Origin of the sequence: Flavihumibacter sp. UBA7668, assembly GCF_002483205.1 — a bacterium.
In the GTDB taxonomy this organism is placed as follows: Bacteria; Bacteroidota; Bacteroidia; order Chitinophagales; family Chitinophagaceae; genus Flavihumibacter.
In genome coordinates, this window is sequence record NZ_DLHM01000004.1 from 70,789 (window position 1) to 84,171 (window position 13,383).

A 13,383-nucleotide genomic window follows, 5' to 3' on the forward strand; every position below is an offset into this window, starting at 1 on the left:
TATATGATTCAGTTTGATGTTATTCGTCAGTATAATTTTCCTACAACCATCCGGTTTGGTGCAGGTACTTCCGGTGAACTGGCTCCTCATCTCAAAGGGCTTGGATTCAGTCGTCCCCTGGTAGTCACAGATCCTAATGTCCGGGATCTTCCGTTCTTTAAAAAAATCATCAGTGATCTTGAAAGGCAGGGGCTTAAACCGGAACTATTTTCGGATATTCATAAAAATCCGGTAAAATCAGATGTGCTGGCAGGTAAACAGGCATTTCAGTCTGCCGGTTCTGATTGCATCGTTGGTATTGGTGGCGGAGCAGGCATGGATGTAGCAAGGGCAATAACACTCAGTATTCACCATCATCGTGATTTATTTGATTATGACGACCTGATTGGCGGTGATCAGTATGTTACGGAAGATGTACCTTACTTTGTTACGCTGCCTACAACCAGTGGAACAGGTAGCGAGGTCGGCCGAAGTGCGATCATTTCAGAAGATGATACCCATCGGAAACGCATCCTGTTTTCGCCCAAACTGCTTGCAAAGATGGTGTTTGCGGATCCTGTTCTGACAATGGATTTGCCACCGTTTATTACTGCAGCAACAGGAATGGATGCATTGACCCATAATATGGAAGCCTATATTGCCAAAGGGTTTCATCCGATGTGTGAAGGCATTGCCTTGCAGGGAATGGCATTAATCAGTGAAGCAATTGTAATAGCAACAAAATCACCGGATCTGGCATCCAGATCTAAAATGATGATTGCTTCCCTAATGGGTGCAGTTGCCTTCCAAAAGGGGTTGGGGATTGTACACTCGCTCGCACATCCGCTTTCTTCCTTACTTGATACACATCATGGATTGGCAAATGCGGTGAATCTTCCCTATGGAATGGCGTTTAATGCATCCGGGATGGAACAGCCTTTCGAGCGGATGGCTCAGGCAATGGGAGTGTCAGGGTCAAGTGCTGATTCACTGATTACTTATTTATTTGAATTAAATGAGCAATTGGAACTTCCAACAAAGCTGAATGCTATAGGTGTGAAGGAAGAGCATCTTGAAACGCTTTCCGGATTGGCGGAAGCTGATTTCTGCCATCCGAATAACCCAAAGCCGGTGAGCAGGGAGGACTTTCTTTCCATTTATAAAAAAGCATTGTAATTGGGATGAAAAAGAAACTGGGCATAAGTTTTACAAAAACTAATTTTCAGAACTACTGGAACTGGTTCAACGATGAAGACCTGGGAGAAGATCTTGAATTGGTGTTGCTTTCTTTTGAAAATCCGGATCCGGATCTGATGAAATCCTGTGCCGGATATGTATTGACCGGAGGTATTGATATCGATCCGATTTTCTATCAGGGAGATCTGGTATATCCCAATCAGCCGGATCTTTATCAGCCTGAAAGGGATCGGTTCGAATCAGCAATATACAGGTGGGGCAAAGAAAGTAAAAAGCCGATACTTGCTATCTGCCGTGGTATGCAATTGGTGCATGTTGAAGAAGGAGGTAAGCTGATACAGGATCTTGGAGATCAAAACCGGCGTCACAAAAAAGATACGGAAGAAGATAAACAACACGGAGTAATTGTTCAGGAAGGCAGCCGATTGTTTAAATGGACTGGATTAATTCACGGCTCTGTAAACAGTGCCCATCACCAGGCACTGGACCCCGACTCCGTAGCTGATCAATGGCAAATTAGTGCCGTTGATGAAACTGGTATAATAGAAGCAATTGAATGGAAGAACAGACAGGATCATCCTTTTTTAATTGCCGTTCAATGGCATCCTGAAAGGATGATTAACAGGGGGGAAAATCCGTTATCCCAATATATTAAAGAACATTTTTTACAATCTATCCGACAAGTATCATGAGTACATTTAATGTTATAAATCCGGCAAATGAACAGGTGCTTGCACAACTCGACGAAGACAGTGCAGCTTCCGTTCAGGAAAAATTTGAACTGGTGAGAAAAGGCCAGAAAGCATGGGCTGCGATCCCTGTTGCTGAGCGTATTGATTGTATCCGCAGATTTGATCTGTTGCTATCTGAAGAGTTGGATAAGCTCGCACAAATATTAAGTGAAGAAGTGGGCAAGCCTCTGCAACAGGCGAAAAATGAGTTAAATGGCGCAAGAGGCAGAATCTCTTTTTTTATTCAGCATTCCGAAAAATGGCTACAGGACGAGTGGTTGGTAACAGAGGGATCCACACAGGAACGAATCAGTTATGAACCGCTTGGTATAATCGCCAATATCTCTGCCTGGAATTATCCATACCTGGTAGGAGTGAATGTTTTTATTCCGGCTTTAATTGGTGGAAATGCTGTTCTTTATAAACCTTCTGAATATTCCAGTTTAACCGGACTTGCTATTCGTGATTTACTTTATCGTTCAGGGGTTCCCGAAAATGTATTTCAGGTGGTACTTGGCGGTGGTGGTGTTGGCAGTTATCTGTTGGATCTGCCATTGAATGGGTATTATTTTACGGGCAGCAACAAAACAGGAAAACTGATTGCGCAAAGAGTTGCAGAAAAGCTGGTTCCCTGCCAGTTGGAATTGGGTGGCAAAGATCCATTATATGTTACAGATGAAGTGGCTGATATCAGGCAGGTTGCAGCTGCTGCACTGGAAGGTGTTATCTACAACAATGGACAGAGTTGTTGTGCTGTGGAGAGAATTTATGTACAGGAAAAAGTATATGATCAGTTTTTGACTGCTTTTTTGGAACAGGTAAAAGAATTGAAAGTGGGTGATCCGCTTGTTGAGGGAACAGATATTGGGCCGCTTACACGAAAAGAGCAATTGGCATTTATTCTCGACCAGGTGCAGGATGCACAAAATAAAGGAGCTAACTTATTGTATGGAGGGTTTCGAATCCAACAACCGGGGTATTATATGATGCCTGCTGTGTTGGGAGAGGTAAATCATTCGATGCGCGTAATGCAGGAAGAAAGTTTCGGGCCGGTAATTGGAATTCAGAAAGTTGAATCGGATCAGGAAGCAGTTGAACTAATGAAAGATACCAGTTATGGATTAACAGCTGCAGTATACACTTCAAATAAGGAGAGAGCCGAACAAATCCTCCGGCAAATGAATACCGGTACAGTGTATTGGAATTGTTGTGATCGTGTCAGTGCCAATCTGCCCTGGTCGGGAAGAAAGGATTCTGGTCTTGGCTCAACCTTGTCTTTCAGTGGAATACGGGCATTTGTACAACCCAAATCCTGGCATCTTCGAGGCTGATTAGAGAATGCTATTAATAATAGTTTCTGCCGCCGGAGCTACGTTCTTCGCGCGGCTTTGCTTCATTTACCTTTATTGATCTTCCTTCAACTGATACACCATTTAGTTCCTTGATAGCGGTTTCTGCTGCTTCAGCACTGGGCATATCAACAAATCCGAATCCACGGCTGCGATTGGTAACTTTATCCATAATAACGTTTACGGATGATACGTCTCCATAGGGAGTAAATAACTTTTTCAGGTCTTCATTTTGAACACCAAATCCAAGGTTGGATACATAAATATTCATTTCAGTAAATTTTTTGTGAAAATTTTCTGAGAAAAAAGCAGGAGGTAATTGAAAGCAGAAGAGAAAGAATTCTTTTACAAGATGCTGATTGACTCAAATCGTTAACTCACCCAAGGTAGGCTTAATAAATAACAATCATTGATCTATTTTTCCTGAAACATGGTTTTGAATGTATTCCAGGGGGTATTTACCATGGGCTGCTGCTGGCTGTTTTTATTCTTTTCATAATATCCGTTAAAAAATGGAGTTACGCCCGACCAGACGGTTTCCATGACGCCCAGAAACCTGCCTTTTAAGGCTCCGGTGGCGGATTGCCGGAATTCTGCCATGTCACGCACCTGTTGCTGCGCAATTGCAGGTTTATTCCAGGAACAGGTAATTACAGAGAAGCCTTTCATGGCGAAATAGACAGCTGTTTTATCGGGCCGCTCATAATGCCAGTCGCAGATTACCACATCTTTAGGTATCAGATCAATAGCACGATGAGTTGAGTTGTAGCTGCCTTCCCACATACCTATTCCGGTTGTTTTCCCATCAATGAGACGGTCACCCCAAATCCAGAGCTGGCGATTTTTCAACGCTAATCGATTACGGATCAACGTTAACTCATTGGCAAAAAGTTCAGCTTTATCACGACCACCACATCGGGGACATTTATCTTCACCTATAAAAAAGACTTCATCCATTCCTGCATGAAATGCGTTGGATTCAAATGCATCACATAATTCATCCATTAAAGCAAATACGATTCCATGTACATCCGGGTGCAGCGGGCAATAACTTTTGCAATACAATCCATCCTTATTTGGCCATTCGTATTTTTCCGGCATTGGAATCCACGGGGTTTCATCAAATTGCGGATATACTTTCAGCAGCTTTTCTTCTTTTGTTGACCAGGACTGGTGCCCAAGCAGATTTATCTGAGGAATGATTTCCATGCCGGTTTGCTTTGCTGTTTTTACTAACTTTTTTACATCCTCCTTACTTAGAAATGGCGTGTCGATTAATTCGGGATGCGACTGATATTGGTAACGGTAATCTACCCGAAGTATCAACCTGTTAATTCTTCGGGGAGCCAGTTCCTTCTGCATAAAAACGATAAAGGAATCCAGATTTTGTGAGCCGGGAGCAGCAATGCTAAAAGCTCTTATGGGAAATGAATCAGTAAGTGGTTTCTGGGCATTCAATTCTGGCATGATTGTCATCAAAAGAATAAGAATAACTGCAGTCAGTTTTTTTTGTTGGTTCATACGAATCAGTATTTAGCGGGTTGATTTGTTCCGGGTAAACTTGAGCGAATGAATTGACGAATATCTTCATTGCTACTTGCAAGATCCTCCTTCCGAAGATACATCATATGTCCGCTTCTGTAGCCTTTCCAGCTGATTCGGTTGGTAAATCGGTTTCCTGCATCCAGTTGCCAGAGATTGTATTTGGCATTGAAATAATCGCAGGCTCCATCATAGTATCCTGATTGAACCAGCACCTGGAGATATGGATTCATCGCCATCGCTTTTCTTAAATCTTCCCCTGTATTATCATTTTTATTGTCCCAGGGATGCACATTCCCGAAAACATTGTATTTGAAATCGGTTTTATATTTCAATGTTTCTCGCAGGTACATATTAATTGGCGGTGTGAAAGAATGTAGCCAGGAATTTAATTCAGCATTGTAATCGGGGCTTTCTCCCGCAGTAGTTTTGTCAATGCCAAGGTATCTTGAATCGAGCCGGCCAATGGTGTATCCTTTGTCTCGCAGCAGCTCTTTCCAGAAATATGAAACTGGAAGATCCAATTGATGCTGTAGCCATACCTGTTCTGATAAACCTGAATAGCGGGCCATTTTTGCTGCGATCGTCTTTTTTTCTTCTCCGCTTAACAAGCCACCCTTATGTAAAGCAGGCAGTACCTCCTCTAAGGTAAATTGTTCAACTTCCGGTAATACCTGTAATAGATCTTTTTGTTGTAGGTCGGGTGGGAGCTTTTTATGGTACCAGGCAGTTGCTGCATAATAAGGAAGCCGAAGTGCTGCATCTGTTACACTACCCCTTACAATCCCTAGTTCGGTAGGAGAAACCAGAACTACCCCGTTCAGATAAATCCATTGCGCTTCCTGTAATTCACGCGCCAGTCCGGATACCCTTGTAGTACCGTAACTTTCACCAATCAGGTATTTGGGAGACGCCCATCGCTGGTACCGGGATAAAAAGCTATTGATCCAGCCAGCCAGGTATTTTATATCGGCCTGCACGCCAAAAAATGCAGCTTTAGGAGTGGCTGAATCAACTATACGGGAGAAGCCCGTGTTTACCGGATCAATGAACACGATGTCTGCAATGTCCAATATGCTATGGGGATTGTCCTTAAATCCATAAGGCTGAAGCGGATACCCCTCATCATCAATATGCAGGATTTTTGGTCCGGTGTAAGCGAGGTGCATCCAAACTGAAGCTGAACCTGGTCCTCCATTAAACGAAAATACCAAGGGCCGACTTGCCCTGTCTTTACTATCTGTTCTTTCGTAATAGGTGTAAAATAATCCTGCAATAGCTTTTCCCTGCTCATTCCAGACTGGAAGAGTGCCGGCAATCGCTTTATAAGATACTTTTTGGCCTTTTAGTTGAATTTCATGAATTGTTGTACTGCTGGTATCCGGATTAAACGGGATGTCATATTTTTTTTGAGCCTGAAGTGTACAAAACATCACCTGAAACCCTACATATAAAAAAAATGCTTTCAACATAACTGCTTTTTTTACGACTTGAATGTAAAACTTTTTTGCGTTGGAATACCAGTAAAATTGACTTGGAGATCATCTGTTTTTTTCTATGAAACCCTTGTCCAGTGTGCATTTTAGTAAAATATTAAGAGCTTTAGAATAAGCAAAAACCAATAAAGTTGACTTGCAGACCGGAAAAATCCGGACTAAGTTTGTGTCAGAAAGCAGGATTACAGTACTGCTCCCGGGATTCTACCGGTTGTTTAAGCCACTTCTACTTTTCGATTGCCCATTCCATACAACACTATTGCTTCCGTTTTTCGATTGCCGCCGAAAGATCTTGTTAATTGTCTAACCTCAAAAAATTAGTTATGAAAAACGTAAACATGAACCTGAAATCTATCCTTGCTGCATTAAGTGTAGCTGTATTGGTAAGCCTTAGCGCAGTTCCCGCATTTGCAAACACAGAGAAAAAAGCAAAAGCCAAAAATGTACCGGTTGAAGTAAAATACATCGGTTCAAATGATCAATCTCCTGTTGTTGAACTTAGCCTTGATAATGAGTCTGGTGAAGAAATCACGGTTCAATTGAGAGATATGGATGGCTATGTGCTGTACAGTGTTACTTCCTCTGATAAGAAAATTTCCAAAAAATTCCAGATCGACAATTACAGTCTGGAGCCTATTCAACTGAAAGTTGCCGTTGCTGTTAAAGGAAAAATCCAGACAGAGGTTTTCCAGATCAACCGTAACCGGGTGGTAGTTGAAGATGTGGTTGTTGCTAAAATGTAAGGAACCACCGAAAAAAATTAAAAGGGCTCAATTGAGCCCTTTTTGTATTTTAGAACTATGAAGAAATTTTTGCAACGATTATTGCCGGGTCTGCTGGTACTCCTGTCCATACACAGCTTTTCTCAATTGAGATTGCCATCCATTCTGCAATCCGGCATGGTTTTACAACAGAAAGATTCCGTGCTGCTTTGGGGTTGGGCAGGACCCAGTGAAAAAGTGACGGTAACTACAAGTTGGAATAAGCAACAATATTCAACCAATGCTTCTGACCTTGCCAAATGGAAACTAAAAGTTCAGACACCTGCAGCAGGTGGACCTTATTCAATCAGTATCTCCAGCAGAAATACAATAGTATTGGAAGATGTGCTTATTGGAGAAGTATGGGTCTGTTCCGGGCAATCCAATATGGAATGGAGCTTTTTGAACGGTGTAAAAGATATTGCAACAGAATTTCCGCAGGCTAAAAATTCATCCATCCGGTTATTTCATGTCAATAAAACCGGAGCTGATTATCCGCAGGAGGATTTGAAAGCAAATTGGGTGCCCTGTGACTCCAACCAACTGAAATCATTCAGCGCAGTTGGGTATTTTTTTGGAAAAAAATTGCAGGAGGAATTAAAGGTACCAATCGGGCTTATCAATGTAAGTTGGGGCGGTACTCCCGCTGAAGCCTGGACGCCCGAAGATGTGATTGCTGCAGACCCCATATTAAAAACTGCAGCCGCCAAACAAAATAAAGTGGCCTGGTGGCCGACAGCTCCTGGCAAGGCATTTAATGGTATGATAGCACCCATTTTGCAACATACTATTGCGGGAGTAATCTGGTATCAGGGGGAAAGTAATACCGGAACCTATTCTACATATCAGCAACTGTTTACAAAAATGATCGATAGCTGGCGCAGTGCATGGAATAAACAGCTCCCTTTTTATTTTGTCCAGATTGCTCCTTTCAAATATGGAACCACGGGTATTGGGGCATTATTGAGAGAAGCCCAACAGGCTTCGGCAGGGCATCCAGGCACCGGTATGGTTGTTATTACAGACCTGGTTGATACTGTCACAGATATTCATCCATCCAGAAAGAAACCGGTAGGGTACCGACTAGCAAACTACGCCTTGGCGGAAACCTATAAGCTACCCATTGAAGGATATAAAAGTCCCGAGTATAGCTCTTCCACCATCGATAAAGGTAAAATTCTTGTGAAATTCAGGAACGCTGAAAAAGGAATCCGGATCAACGGAACAAAAGCTTCCGGTTGGCTGATTTCGGACCTGGAGGGAATAAATTGGATAAGTCCCCAGGTGAAAATTGAAAAAAATACAGTTGTTCTCTGGCATCCGGATCTTAAAAATCCCATGTATATCCGATATGGTTTTGGAAATACCAGTATTGGTAATATGGAATCGGTTCAGGGACTTCCATTGGCACCCTTCCGTACCGATCATCTGCCTATTGAACAGGTTCCTGAAAAGTAAAACTTTGCAAAGGGCAGTTATCTGCAGCATATACATAAACAGTAATGCTTTGGCCCTTCTGGTCGAGTAGTTCAGTATATTGGCAAAATACCGCCAAATCTGCCAGCATTTCCCTGGCTGCAAGTCGGTGCGGAGTGGTTAAAACTACCAGGCTTCCATTTTTCAGATACCAATGGATTAATTGCTCCACTGCCATCAGATCTGCAGGTGCATAATTGGTATCGCTAAGCAGCAGTACGTCTGTTTCCCATTCAGGTAGTCCTTCCATCCAGTTATAATGGAGGGCTTCCATGTTGTTATAACCATTGGCAACAATAGAGGCCTTCATGCAAGCAAGGGCCTTTGCCTGATAATCAGAGGCGATCACTTTTTTTGCGCCCAATGCCGTAAATAAAGCAGGCAGTCCCAATCCCGCTGCAATCTCAACCACCCGCCTGTCCTGATACAAGAAAGGGTGGCGGTCTAGAAATGATACCATCGCATGAGCAGAAGGCCAGATTCTTGCCCAAAAGGGAAACTCGCTTACTATCCCTTTTTCACTGGTTTTAGCATAAGCCTGTTGTATGGCTTTTTCATCCGGAACCTGCACAAGGAAACTGCCATTATTAAAATCAAATCGGAGAAATGGATGGAGTTGATTTGTCATTTGTATATGCAAATATGCATAAATTATTGTACATTTGAACATGGATAGTTTGCAACAACTAAAAAAGATTCAGGAAGCGCTTCCGGAAAATGGGGTGTTAATGCCACTTTTCTTTATCGGACATGGTTCTCCCATGAATGGAATTGAGGACAATCTTTTCAGCAGAGGGTGGAAGGAGGCGGTTCGCCATCTGCCGGCACCAAGAGCTGTTTTGGTAATTTCTGCACACTGGTTAACCAGGGGAAGTTTCATAACGGCAATGGACAAGCCGCGAACCATCCACGATTTTGGAGGGTTCCCGGAAGCCTTGTATCAGGTACAATATGCAGCACCCGGAGATCCGGTTTTGGCACAGGAAACAATGAAGCTGGTTAAAGCCACTAAGTTAGAAGCAGATCATGAATGGGGGCTGGACCATGGTACATGGTCAGTGGTTCGGCATATGTATCCGAATGCCAATATCCCGGTTTTGCAGTTAAGTATTGATTATGCAAAAGAAGCTCAGTGGCATTATCAACTGGCAGAAGATTTATTTGAACTCAGAAAAAGAGGCGTTCTGATAATAGGGAGCGGAAATATGGTGCATAATTTACGAATGGTTGCCTGGGATAAATTGAATGAAACGAATTATGGATTTGACTGGGCTCACCAGATAAATGATAAAATGAAAACCTATATACGGGAAGGCACACACGAAAATCTGATTCAGTACCAGAAAATGGGTAAAGAAGCATTGCTGGCAATTCCCACCCCTGATCATTATTATCCGCTTTTGTATATACTGGGCCTGCAAAAGGGGCAGGAGGCCGTTGAGTTTTTTAATGATCAGGCAGTGGGTGGATCGCTAACCATGACTTCCGTAAAAATCGGTTAGACGGAACCGGTAGATGCCCTTGCTTTAAGCTGGACAGGAAGAATTATTCGTTCCGGAGTAAATGGTTTATGCTTTTGCTCTATCCGCTCAATAAGTAAACCGGCTGCCCGTTTACCCATTTCAAAAGCATCCTGTACAACCGTTGTCAGCGCCGGCGAAAAAAGATCCGGTGCGCTGAAATTGCTGAACCCGGCCAAAGCTACCTGGTTGGGAATCGATTTCCCTAAAGCACGCAAATGTTGGAAACTGGCCTGAGTCATCCTGTCGGATGCTGCCAATACCGCATCCGGAACTTTTGACAAAGAAAATAATTCATTAATGGCAGTTTCAATTTCTTCCACAATTGCACCACCGTGTGCGCAATTTTTGAGCAGGTCAGGGTCGGCATCCAATCCGGCTTCCTTTAATGCCCGATGATACCCGGTTAATCGTTCCCTGGTCATGGGAAGATGCGTGGGACTCGTAATATGAGCAATTCGTCTATACCCCTGTTGAATCAGGTGACGGGTAAGTTCATAAGCTCCTCCTTCATTGTCAGATTGCACCATATGGGTGGGAAGTCCTTCACAAACCCGATCAAAAAATACAATTGGCAGTCCCCGGTCGTGATAGGTTTTCAGATGATCCGTATTGATCGTTTCAGTAGAAACTGAAATCAACAAACCATCAATTGACCGCATAGTTAGATGATCCAGCGCCATTTTCTCTTTTTCAAGTGATTCATTGGACTGGGTAATAATGACCAGATAACCTTTGGAGGAAGCAATGGATTCTATCCCGTTGATCACCTCTCCCAGAAAACTATTGGGAATGGTACATAAAACCACACCAATGCACCGGCTGTTTTTATTCTTCAGGCTTTGAGCCAGCAGATTGGGGCGATAATTATGTTCTTTGGCATAAGCCAACACCTTTTCCTTTACAGGTTCACTTATCTGGTAGCTTCCCTTTAATGCCCTCGAAACGGTTGAGTACGAAAGATTAAGTGCTTTCGCAATATCTTTTATGGTGATCGTTTGTATATTCAAAACCTTTTCTACTGTATATTTAGAAAGTATTGCTCGCCTAAAATTACAACCAATGGAGAATAGGGCCGGAACTAATTTCGCCGTTCGTGTTTCACTTATTGCCGCCTTGGGTGGATTCCTCTTCGGTTTTGAAACAGCCGTAATATCCGGTGCAGAAAAAACAATTCAGTCGTTATGGTCACTTAGTTCGGGCTGGCAGGGATTTACCGTTGCCTCCAGCCTGATTGGTACCGTAATAGGGTCACTGATTGCAGGTGTGCCTGCCCAAAAACTAGGCAGAAAAAAAGTATTGCTATTCATCGCGTTGCTTTATCTGGTCTCCGCTATTGGCTGTTCTCTTACCTCCATCTGGAGTTTATTTATTCTGTTTCGTTTTGTAGGGGGATTGGCGGTAGGGGCTTCCTCGGTTGTTGGTCCCATGTATATTTCTGAAATAGCGCCTGCTTCCATCCGGGGGCGACTTGCCGGCTCTTTTCAACTGAATATTGTAGCCGGAATTTTTGTAGCCTATCTTACTAATTTTTTGTTTGTTGATATGGGAGAAGATTCCTGGAGATGGATGCTTGGTGTGATGGTTGTTCCTTCTTTGCTGTTTGCTATTTTATTACGATCCATTCCTGAAAGTCCCCGCTGGTTATGGATCAATGGTAGGGAAGAAGAAGCCAAAGGAATTTTTCAAAAAACAGGAGATGAGCTTGCTTTGGAGGAGATTCAACGGGAATCCACAACCGAACATGCAACAGGAGCGGAAAAATTATTTACCCGCAAATTCAGAAAGCCCATCCTGTTTGCGGTCTTATTGGCCATGTTCAACCAGCTGGCCGGTATAAATGCCATTTTATATTATGCCCCGCGTATTTTTGAAATGGCAGGCTTTTCCCAGGCAGAATCTTATCTGCAACCTGTTTATATTGGTGCTGCCAATTTATTTTTTACCCTGCTTGCCATGACGGTTATTGACCGGTTCGGAAGAAAAAAATTATTGATTATAGGATCACTTGGTATGATTCTTTTTCTTGGACTCACCGCCAACGCCTTCAGAGGAGATCTTGCAGGAAATCAATATGTACTAATTTACCTAATTGGATTTATTGCATTTTTTGCTTTTTCACAAGGGGCGGTAATCTGGGTGTTCATTGCTGAAATATTTCCGAACTCGGTGCGTTCACAGGGTGGTTCACTGGGAAGTTTTACGCATTGGATTATGGCAGCCATAATCTCCTGGACTTTCCCCATTATTGTGGAAAGCAGTCCGCAGGGGGGGTATTATTCCTTTCTTTTTTATACCATTATGATGGTAATCCACCTGATTTTTGTCTGGCGATTTCTTCCTGAAACAAAGGGTAAAAGCCTGGAGAAAATCCAGCAGGAGCTTGGTATTCAATAAGACCGAATCAGGCTGTGTGAAAACGTTTGCACAATTAAATAAGGACGTATTCCGGCAAATTGAAGCCTGATTCCTTAGTTTAGCCGGTAACGCTTAACGATATGGAGATCAGATTTCAGCAAAGTCCGAAGGAAACCCGTGCCATGGGTACAGCAGAACTCAGAGAAAATTTTTTAATTGAATCCATCCTGCAATCGGGACAGGTAAAACTTGTTTACTCACATTACGACCGGGTAATTATAGGCGGAGCCCAACCAGCAGCACAAGCACTTGAATTGCCCAACCATCCTGAATTGAGAGCTTCTTTTTTTCTGGAAAGAAGAGAAATCGGTATCATCAATGTGGGTGGCCCAGGTAAAATTCAGGCCGATGGTCAATACTGGGAATTGTCCAAAATGGATTGTCTCTACCTCGGAAAAGGAACGAAATCGGTACAGTTTGTTTCTACAGACCCTGCAAATCCTGCACTCTTTTATCTGCTTTCAGCTCCGGCGCATATGAACTATCCAAACCGCCTGATGAAAAAAGAAGAGGTTGTTCCGGTGCATATGGGTGCCACTTCCAGTTCCAATCAGCGATCGATCTACAAATACATTTTTGAAGAAGGAATTCAGAGTTGTCAGCTGGTAATGGGACTTACCATTCTTGCAGAAGGCAGCGTTTGGAATACCATGCCTGCGCATACGCATACCCGCCGGATGGAAGCGTATTTCTATTTTGATCTCGAGCCCGGCCAGCGTGTATTCCATTTCATGGGTGAACCCTCTGAAACCCGACATCTGGTAATGGCCGGTCAGGATGCGGTGATTTCACCCCCCTGGTCAATTCACTCCGGTTGCGGTACTGCCCATTATTCCTTTATCTGGGGAATGGCCGGTGAAAATTATACCTATACGGATATGGATCCTGCACCTGTTGACACTTTAAAATAAAAT

The 13,383-nt window shown here is 43.1% G+C and carries 13 protein-coding genes; 8 read left to right on the top strand and 5 right to left on the bottom strand.

What is annotated here, in order from left to right; translation table 11 throughout:
- Positions 1 to 3 precede the first annotated feature (3 nt).
- Genes B2746_RS08400 through B2746_RS08410 form a run of 3 tightly spaced genes read left to right on the top strand, consistent with a single transcriptional unit; the run spans position 4 to position 3,238 of the window.
- Positions 4 to 1,155: an iron-containing alcohol dehydrogenase gene (locus B2746_RS08400; protein WP_290792405.1), complete on the top strand. Its 1,152-nt coding sequence runs from the start codon at positions 4 to 6 to the stop codon at positions 1,153 to 1,155.
- Positions 1,156 to 1,160: 5 nt separating this feature from the next.
- Positions 1,161 to 1,868: a gamma-glutamyl-gamma-aminobutyrate hydrolase family protein gene (locus tag B2746_RS08405; RefSeq protein WP_290792406.1), complete on the top strand. Its 708-nt coding sequence runs from the start codon at positions 1,161 to 1,163 to the stop codon at positions 1,866 to 1,868.
- Positions 1,865 to 3,238 carry an aldehyde dehydrogenase family protein gene (locus B2746_RS08410; RefSeq protein WP_290792407.1) on the top strand — a complete coding sequence of 458 codons (1,374 nt, stop codon included), beginning with the start codon at positions 1,865 to 1,867 and terminating at the stop codon, positions 3,236 to 3,238. Before B2746_RS08405 ends, B2746_RS08410 begins: the two co-directional genes overlap by 4 nt.
- A 13-nt stretch (positions 3,239 to 3,251) precedes the next feature.
- Here the strand turns inward: B2746_RS08410 and B2746_RS08415 are convergent, their stop codons facing one another.
- The 3 genes from B2746_RS08415 to B2746_RS08425 form a co-directional block, all read right to left on the bottom strand.
- Positions 3,252 to 3,527, bottom strand: coding sequence for an RNA recognition motif domain-containing protein (locus B2746_RS08415; RefSeq protein ID WP_290792408.1), 276 nt, complete (start codon positions 3,525 to 3,527; stop codon positions 3,252 to 3,254).
- Positions 3,528 to 3,670: 143 nt separating this feature from the next.
- Complete coding sequence (locus tag B2746_RS08420; RefSeq protein WP_290792409.1) at positions 3,671 to 4,777, bottom strand: family 20 glycosylhydrolase; 1,107 nt, start codon at positions 4,775 to 4,777, stop codon at positions 3,671 to 3,673.
- A 5-nt stretch (positions 4,778 to 4,782) separates the two neighbouring features.
- Entirely contained in the window at positions 4,783 to 6,270 is a 1,488-nt protein-coding gene (locus B2746_RS08425) for a S10 family peptidase (RefSeq protein WP_290792410.1), read from the bottom strand.
- Between the two features lie 347 nt (positions 6,271 to 6,617).
- Here B2746_RS08425 and B2746_RS08430 point away from each other — a divergent pair, with 347 nt between their 5' ends.
- Both B2746_RS08430 and B2746_RS08435 read left to right on the top strand, forming a co-directional pair.
- Complete coding sequence (locus tag B2746_RS08430) at positions 6,618 to 7,037, top strand: hypothetical protein (protein ID WP_290792411.1); 420 nt, start codon at positions 6,618 to 6,620, stop codon at positions 7,035 to 7,037.
- Positions 7,038 to 7,094: 57 nt separating this feature from the next.
- Positions 7,095 to 8,513 carry a sialate O-acetylesterase gene (locus tag B2746_RS08435; RefSeq protein WP_290792412.1) on the top strand — a complete coding sequence of 473 codons (1,419 nt, stop codon included), beginning with the start codon at positions 7,095 to 7,097 and terminating at the stop codon, positions 8,511 to 8,513.
- Here B2746_RS08435 and B2746_RS08440 read toward each other — a convergent pair.
- Entirely contained in the window at positions 8,488 to 9,159 is a 672-nt protein-coding gene (locus tag B2746_RS08440) for a class I SAM-dependent methyltransferase (protein ID WP_290792413.1), read from the bottom strand. The genes B2746_RS08435 and B2746_RS08440 overlap by 26 nt on opposite strands.
- A 40-nt stretch (positions 9,160 to 9,199) precedes the next feature.
- Between B2746_RS08440 and ygiD the strand changes: the two genes are divergently transcribed.
- The gene (ygiD, locus tag B2746_RS08445) at positions 9,200 to 10,033 is read left to right on the top strand and encodes a 4,5-DOPA dioxygenase extradiol (protein ID WP_290792414.1); all 834 of its coding nucleotides are present in this window, start codon (positions 9,200 to 9,202) and stop codon (positions 10,031 to 10,033) included.
- Here the strand turns inward: ygiD and B2746_RS08450 are convergent.
- Positions 10,030 to 11,061, bottom strand: coding sequence for a LacI family DNA-binding transcriptional regulator (locus B2746_RS08450; protein WP_290792415.1), 1,032 nt, complete (start codon positions 11,059 to 11,061; stop codon positions 10,030 to 10,032). The genes ygiD and B2746_RS08450 overlap by 4 nt on opposite strands.
- On the opposite strand from B2746_RS08450, the gene B2746_RS08455 reads away from it, so the two are divergent.
- Both B2746_RS08455 and kduI read left to right on the top strand, forming a co-directional pair.
- Positions 11,039 to 12,448 carry a sugar porter family MFS transporter gene (locus B2746_RS08455; RefSeq protein ID WP_290792416.1) on the top strand — a complete coding sequence of 470 codons (1,410 nt, stop codon included), beginning with the start codon at positions 11,039 to 11,041 and terminating at the stop codon, positions 12,446 to 12,448. The genes B2746_RS08450 and B2746_RS08455 overlap by 23 nt on opposite strands.
- Positions 12,449 to 12,549: 101 nt before the next feature.
- Positions 12,550 to 13,380 carry a 5-dehydro-4-deoxy-D-glucuronate isomerase gene (gene kduI / locus B2746_RS08460; RefSeq protein WP_290792417.1) on the top strand — a complete coding sequence of 277 codons (831 nt, stop codon included), beginning with the start codon at positions 12,550 to 12,552 and terminating at the stop codon, positions 13,378 to 13,380.
- The last annotated feature ends 3 nt before the right edge of the window (positions 13,381 to 13,383 follow it).

What these genes read in the sequence shown, in the direction of transcription:
- B2746_RS08400 (WP_290792405.1), top strand. Translation starts at nt 4, where the DNA reads ATGATTCAGTTTGATGTTATTCGTCAGTATAATTTTCCTACAACCATC.
- B2746_RS08405 (WP_290792406.1), top strand. Translation starts at nt 1,161, where the DNA reads ATGAAAAAGAAACTGGGCATAAGTTTTACAAAAACTAATTTTCAGAAC.
- B2746_RS08410 (WP_290792407.1), top strand. Translation starts at nt 1,865, where the DNA reads ATGAGTACATTTAATGTTATAAATCCGGCAAATGAACAGGTGCTTGCA.
- B2746_RS08415 (WP_290792408.1), bottom strand. Translation starts at nt 3,527, where the DNA reads ATGAATATTTATGTATCCAACCTTGGATTTGGTGTTCAAAATGAAGAC.
- B2746_RS08420 (WP_290792409.1), bottom strand. Translation starts at nt 4,777, where the DNA reads ATGAACCAACAAAAAAAACTGACTGCAGTTATTCTTATTCTTTTGATG.
- B2746_RS08425 (WP_290792410.1), bottom strand. Translation starts at nt 6,270, where the DNA reads ATGTTGAAAGCATTTTTTTTATATGTAGGGTTTCAGGTGATGTTTTGT.
- B2746_RS08430 (WP_290792411.1), top strand. Translation starts at nt 6,618, where the DNA reads ATGAAAAACGTAAACATGAACCTGAAATCTATCCTTGCTGCATTAAGT.
- B2746_RS08435 (WP_290792412.1), top strand. Translation starts at nt 7,095, where the DNA reads ATGAAGAAATTTTTGCAACGATTATTGCCGGGTCTGCTGGTACTCCTG.
- B2746_RS08440 (WP_290792413.1), bottom strand. Translation starts at nt 9,159, where the DNA reads ATGACAAATCAACTCCATCCATTTCTCCGATTTGATTTTAATAATGGC.
- ygiD (WP_290792414.1), top strand. Translation starts at nt 9,200, where the DNA reads ATGGATAGTTTGCAACAACTAAAAAAGATTCAGGAAGCGCTTCCGGAA.
- B2746_RS08455 (WP_290792416.1), top strand. Translation starts at nt 11,039, where the DNA reads ATGGTGATCGTTTGTATATTCAAAACCTTTTCTACTGTATATTTAGAA.
- kduI (WP_290792417.1), top strand. Translation starts at nt 12,550, where the DNA reads ATGGAGATCAGATTTCAGCAAAGTCCGAAGGAAACCCGTGCCATGGGT.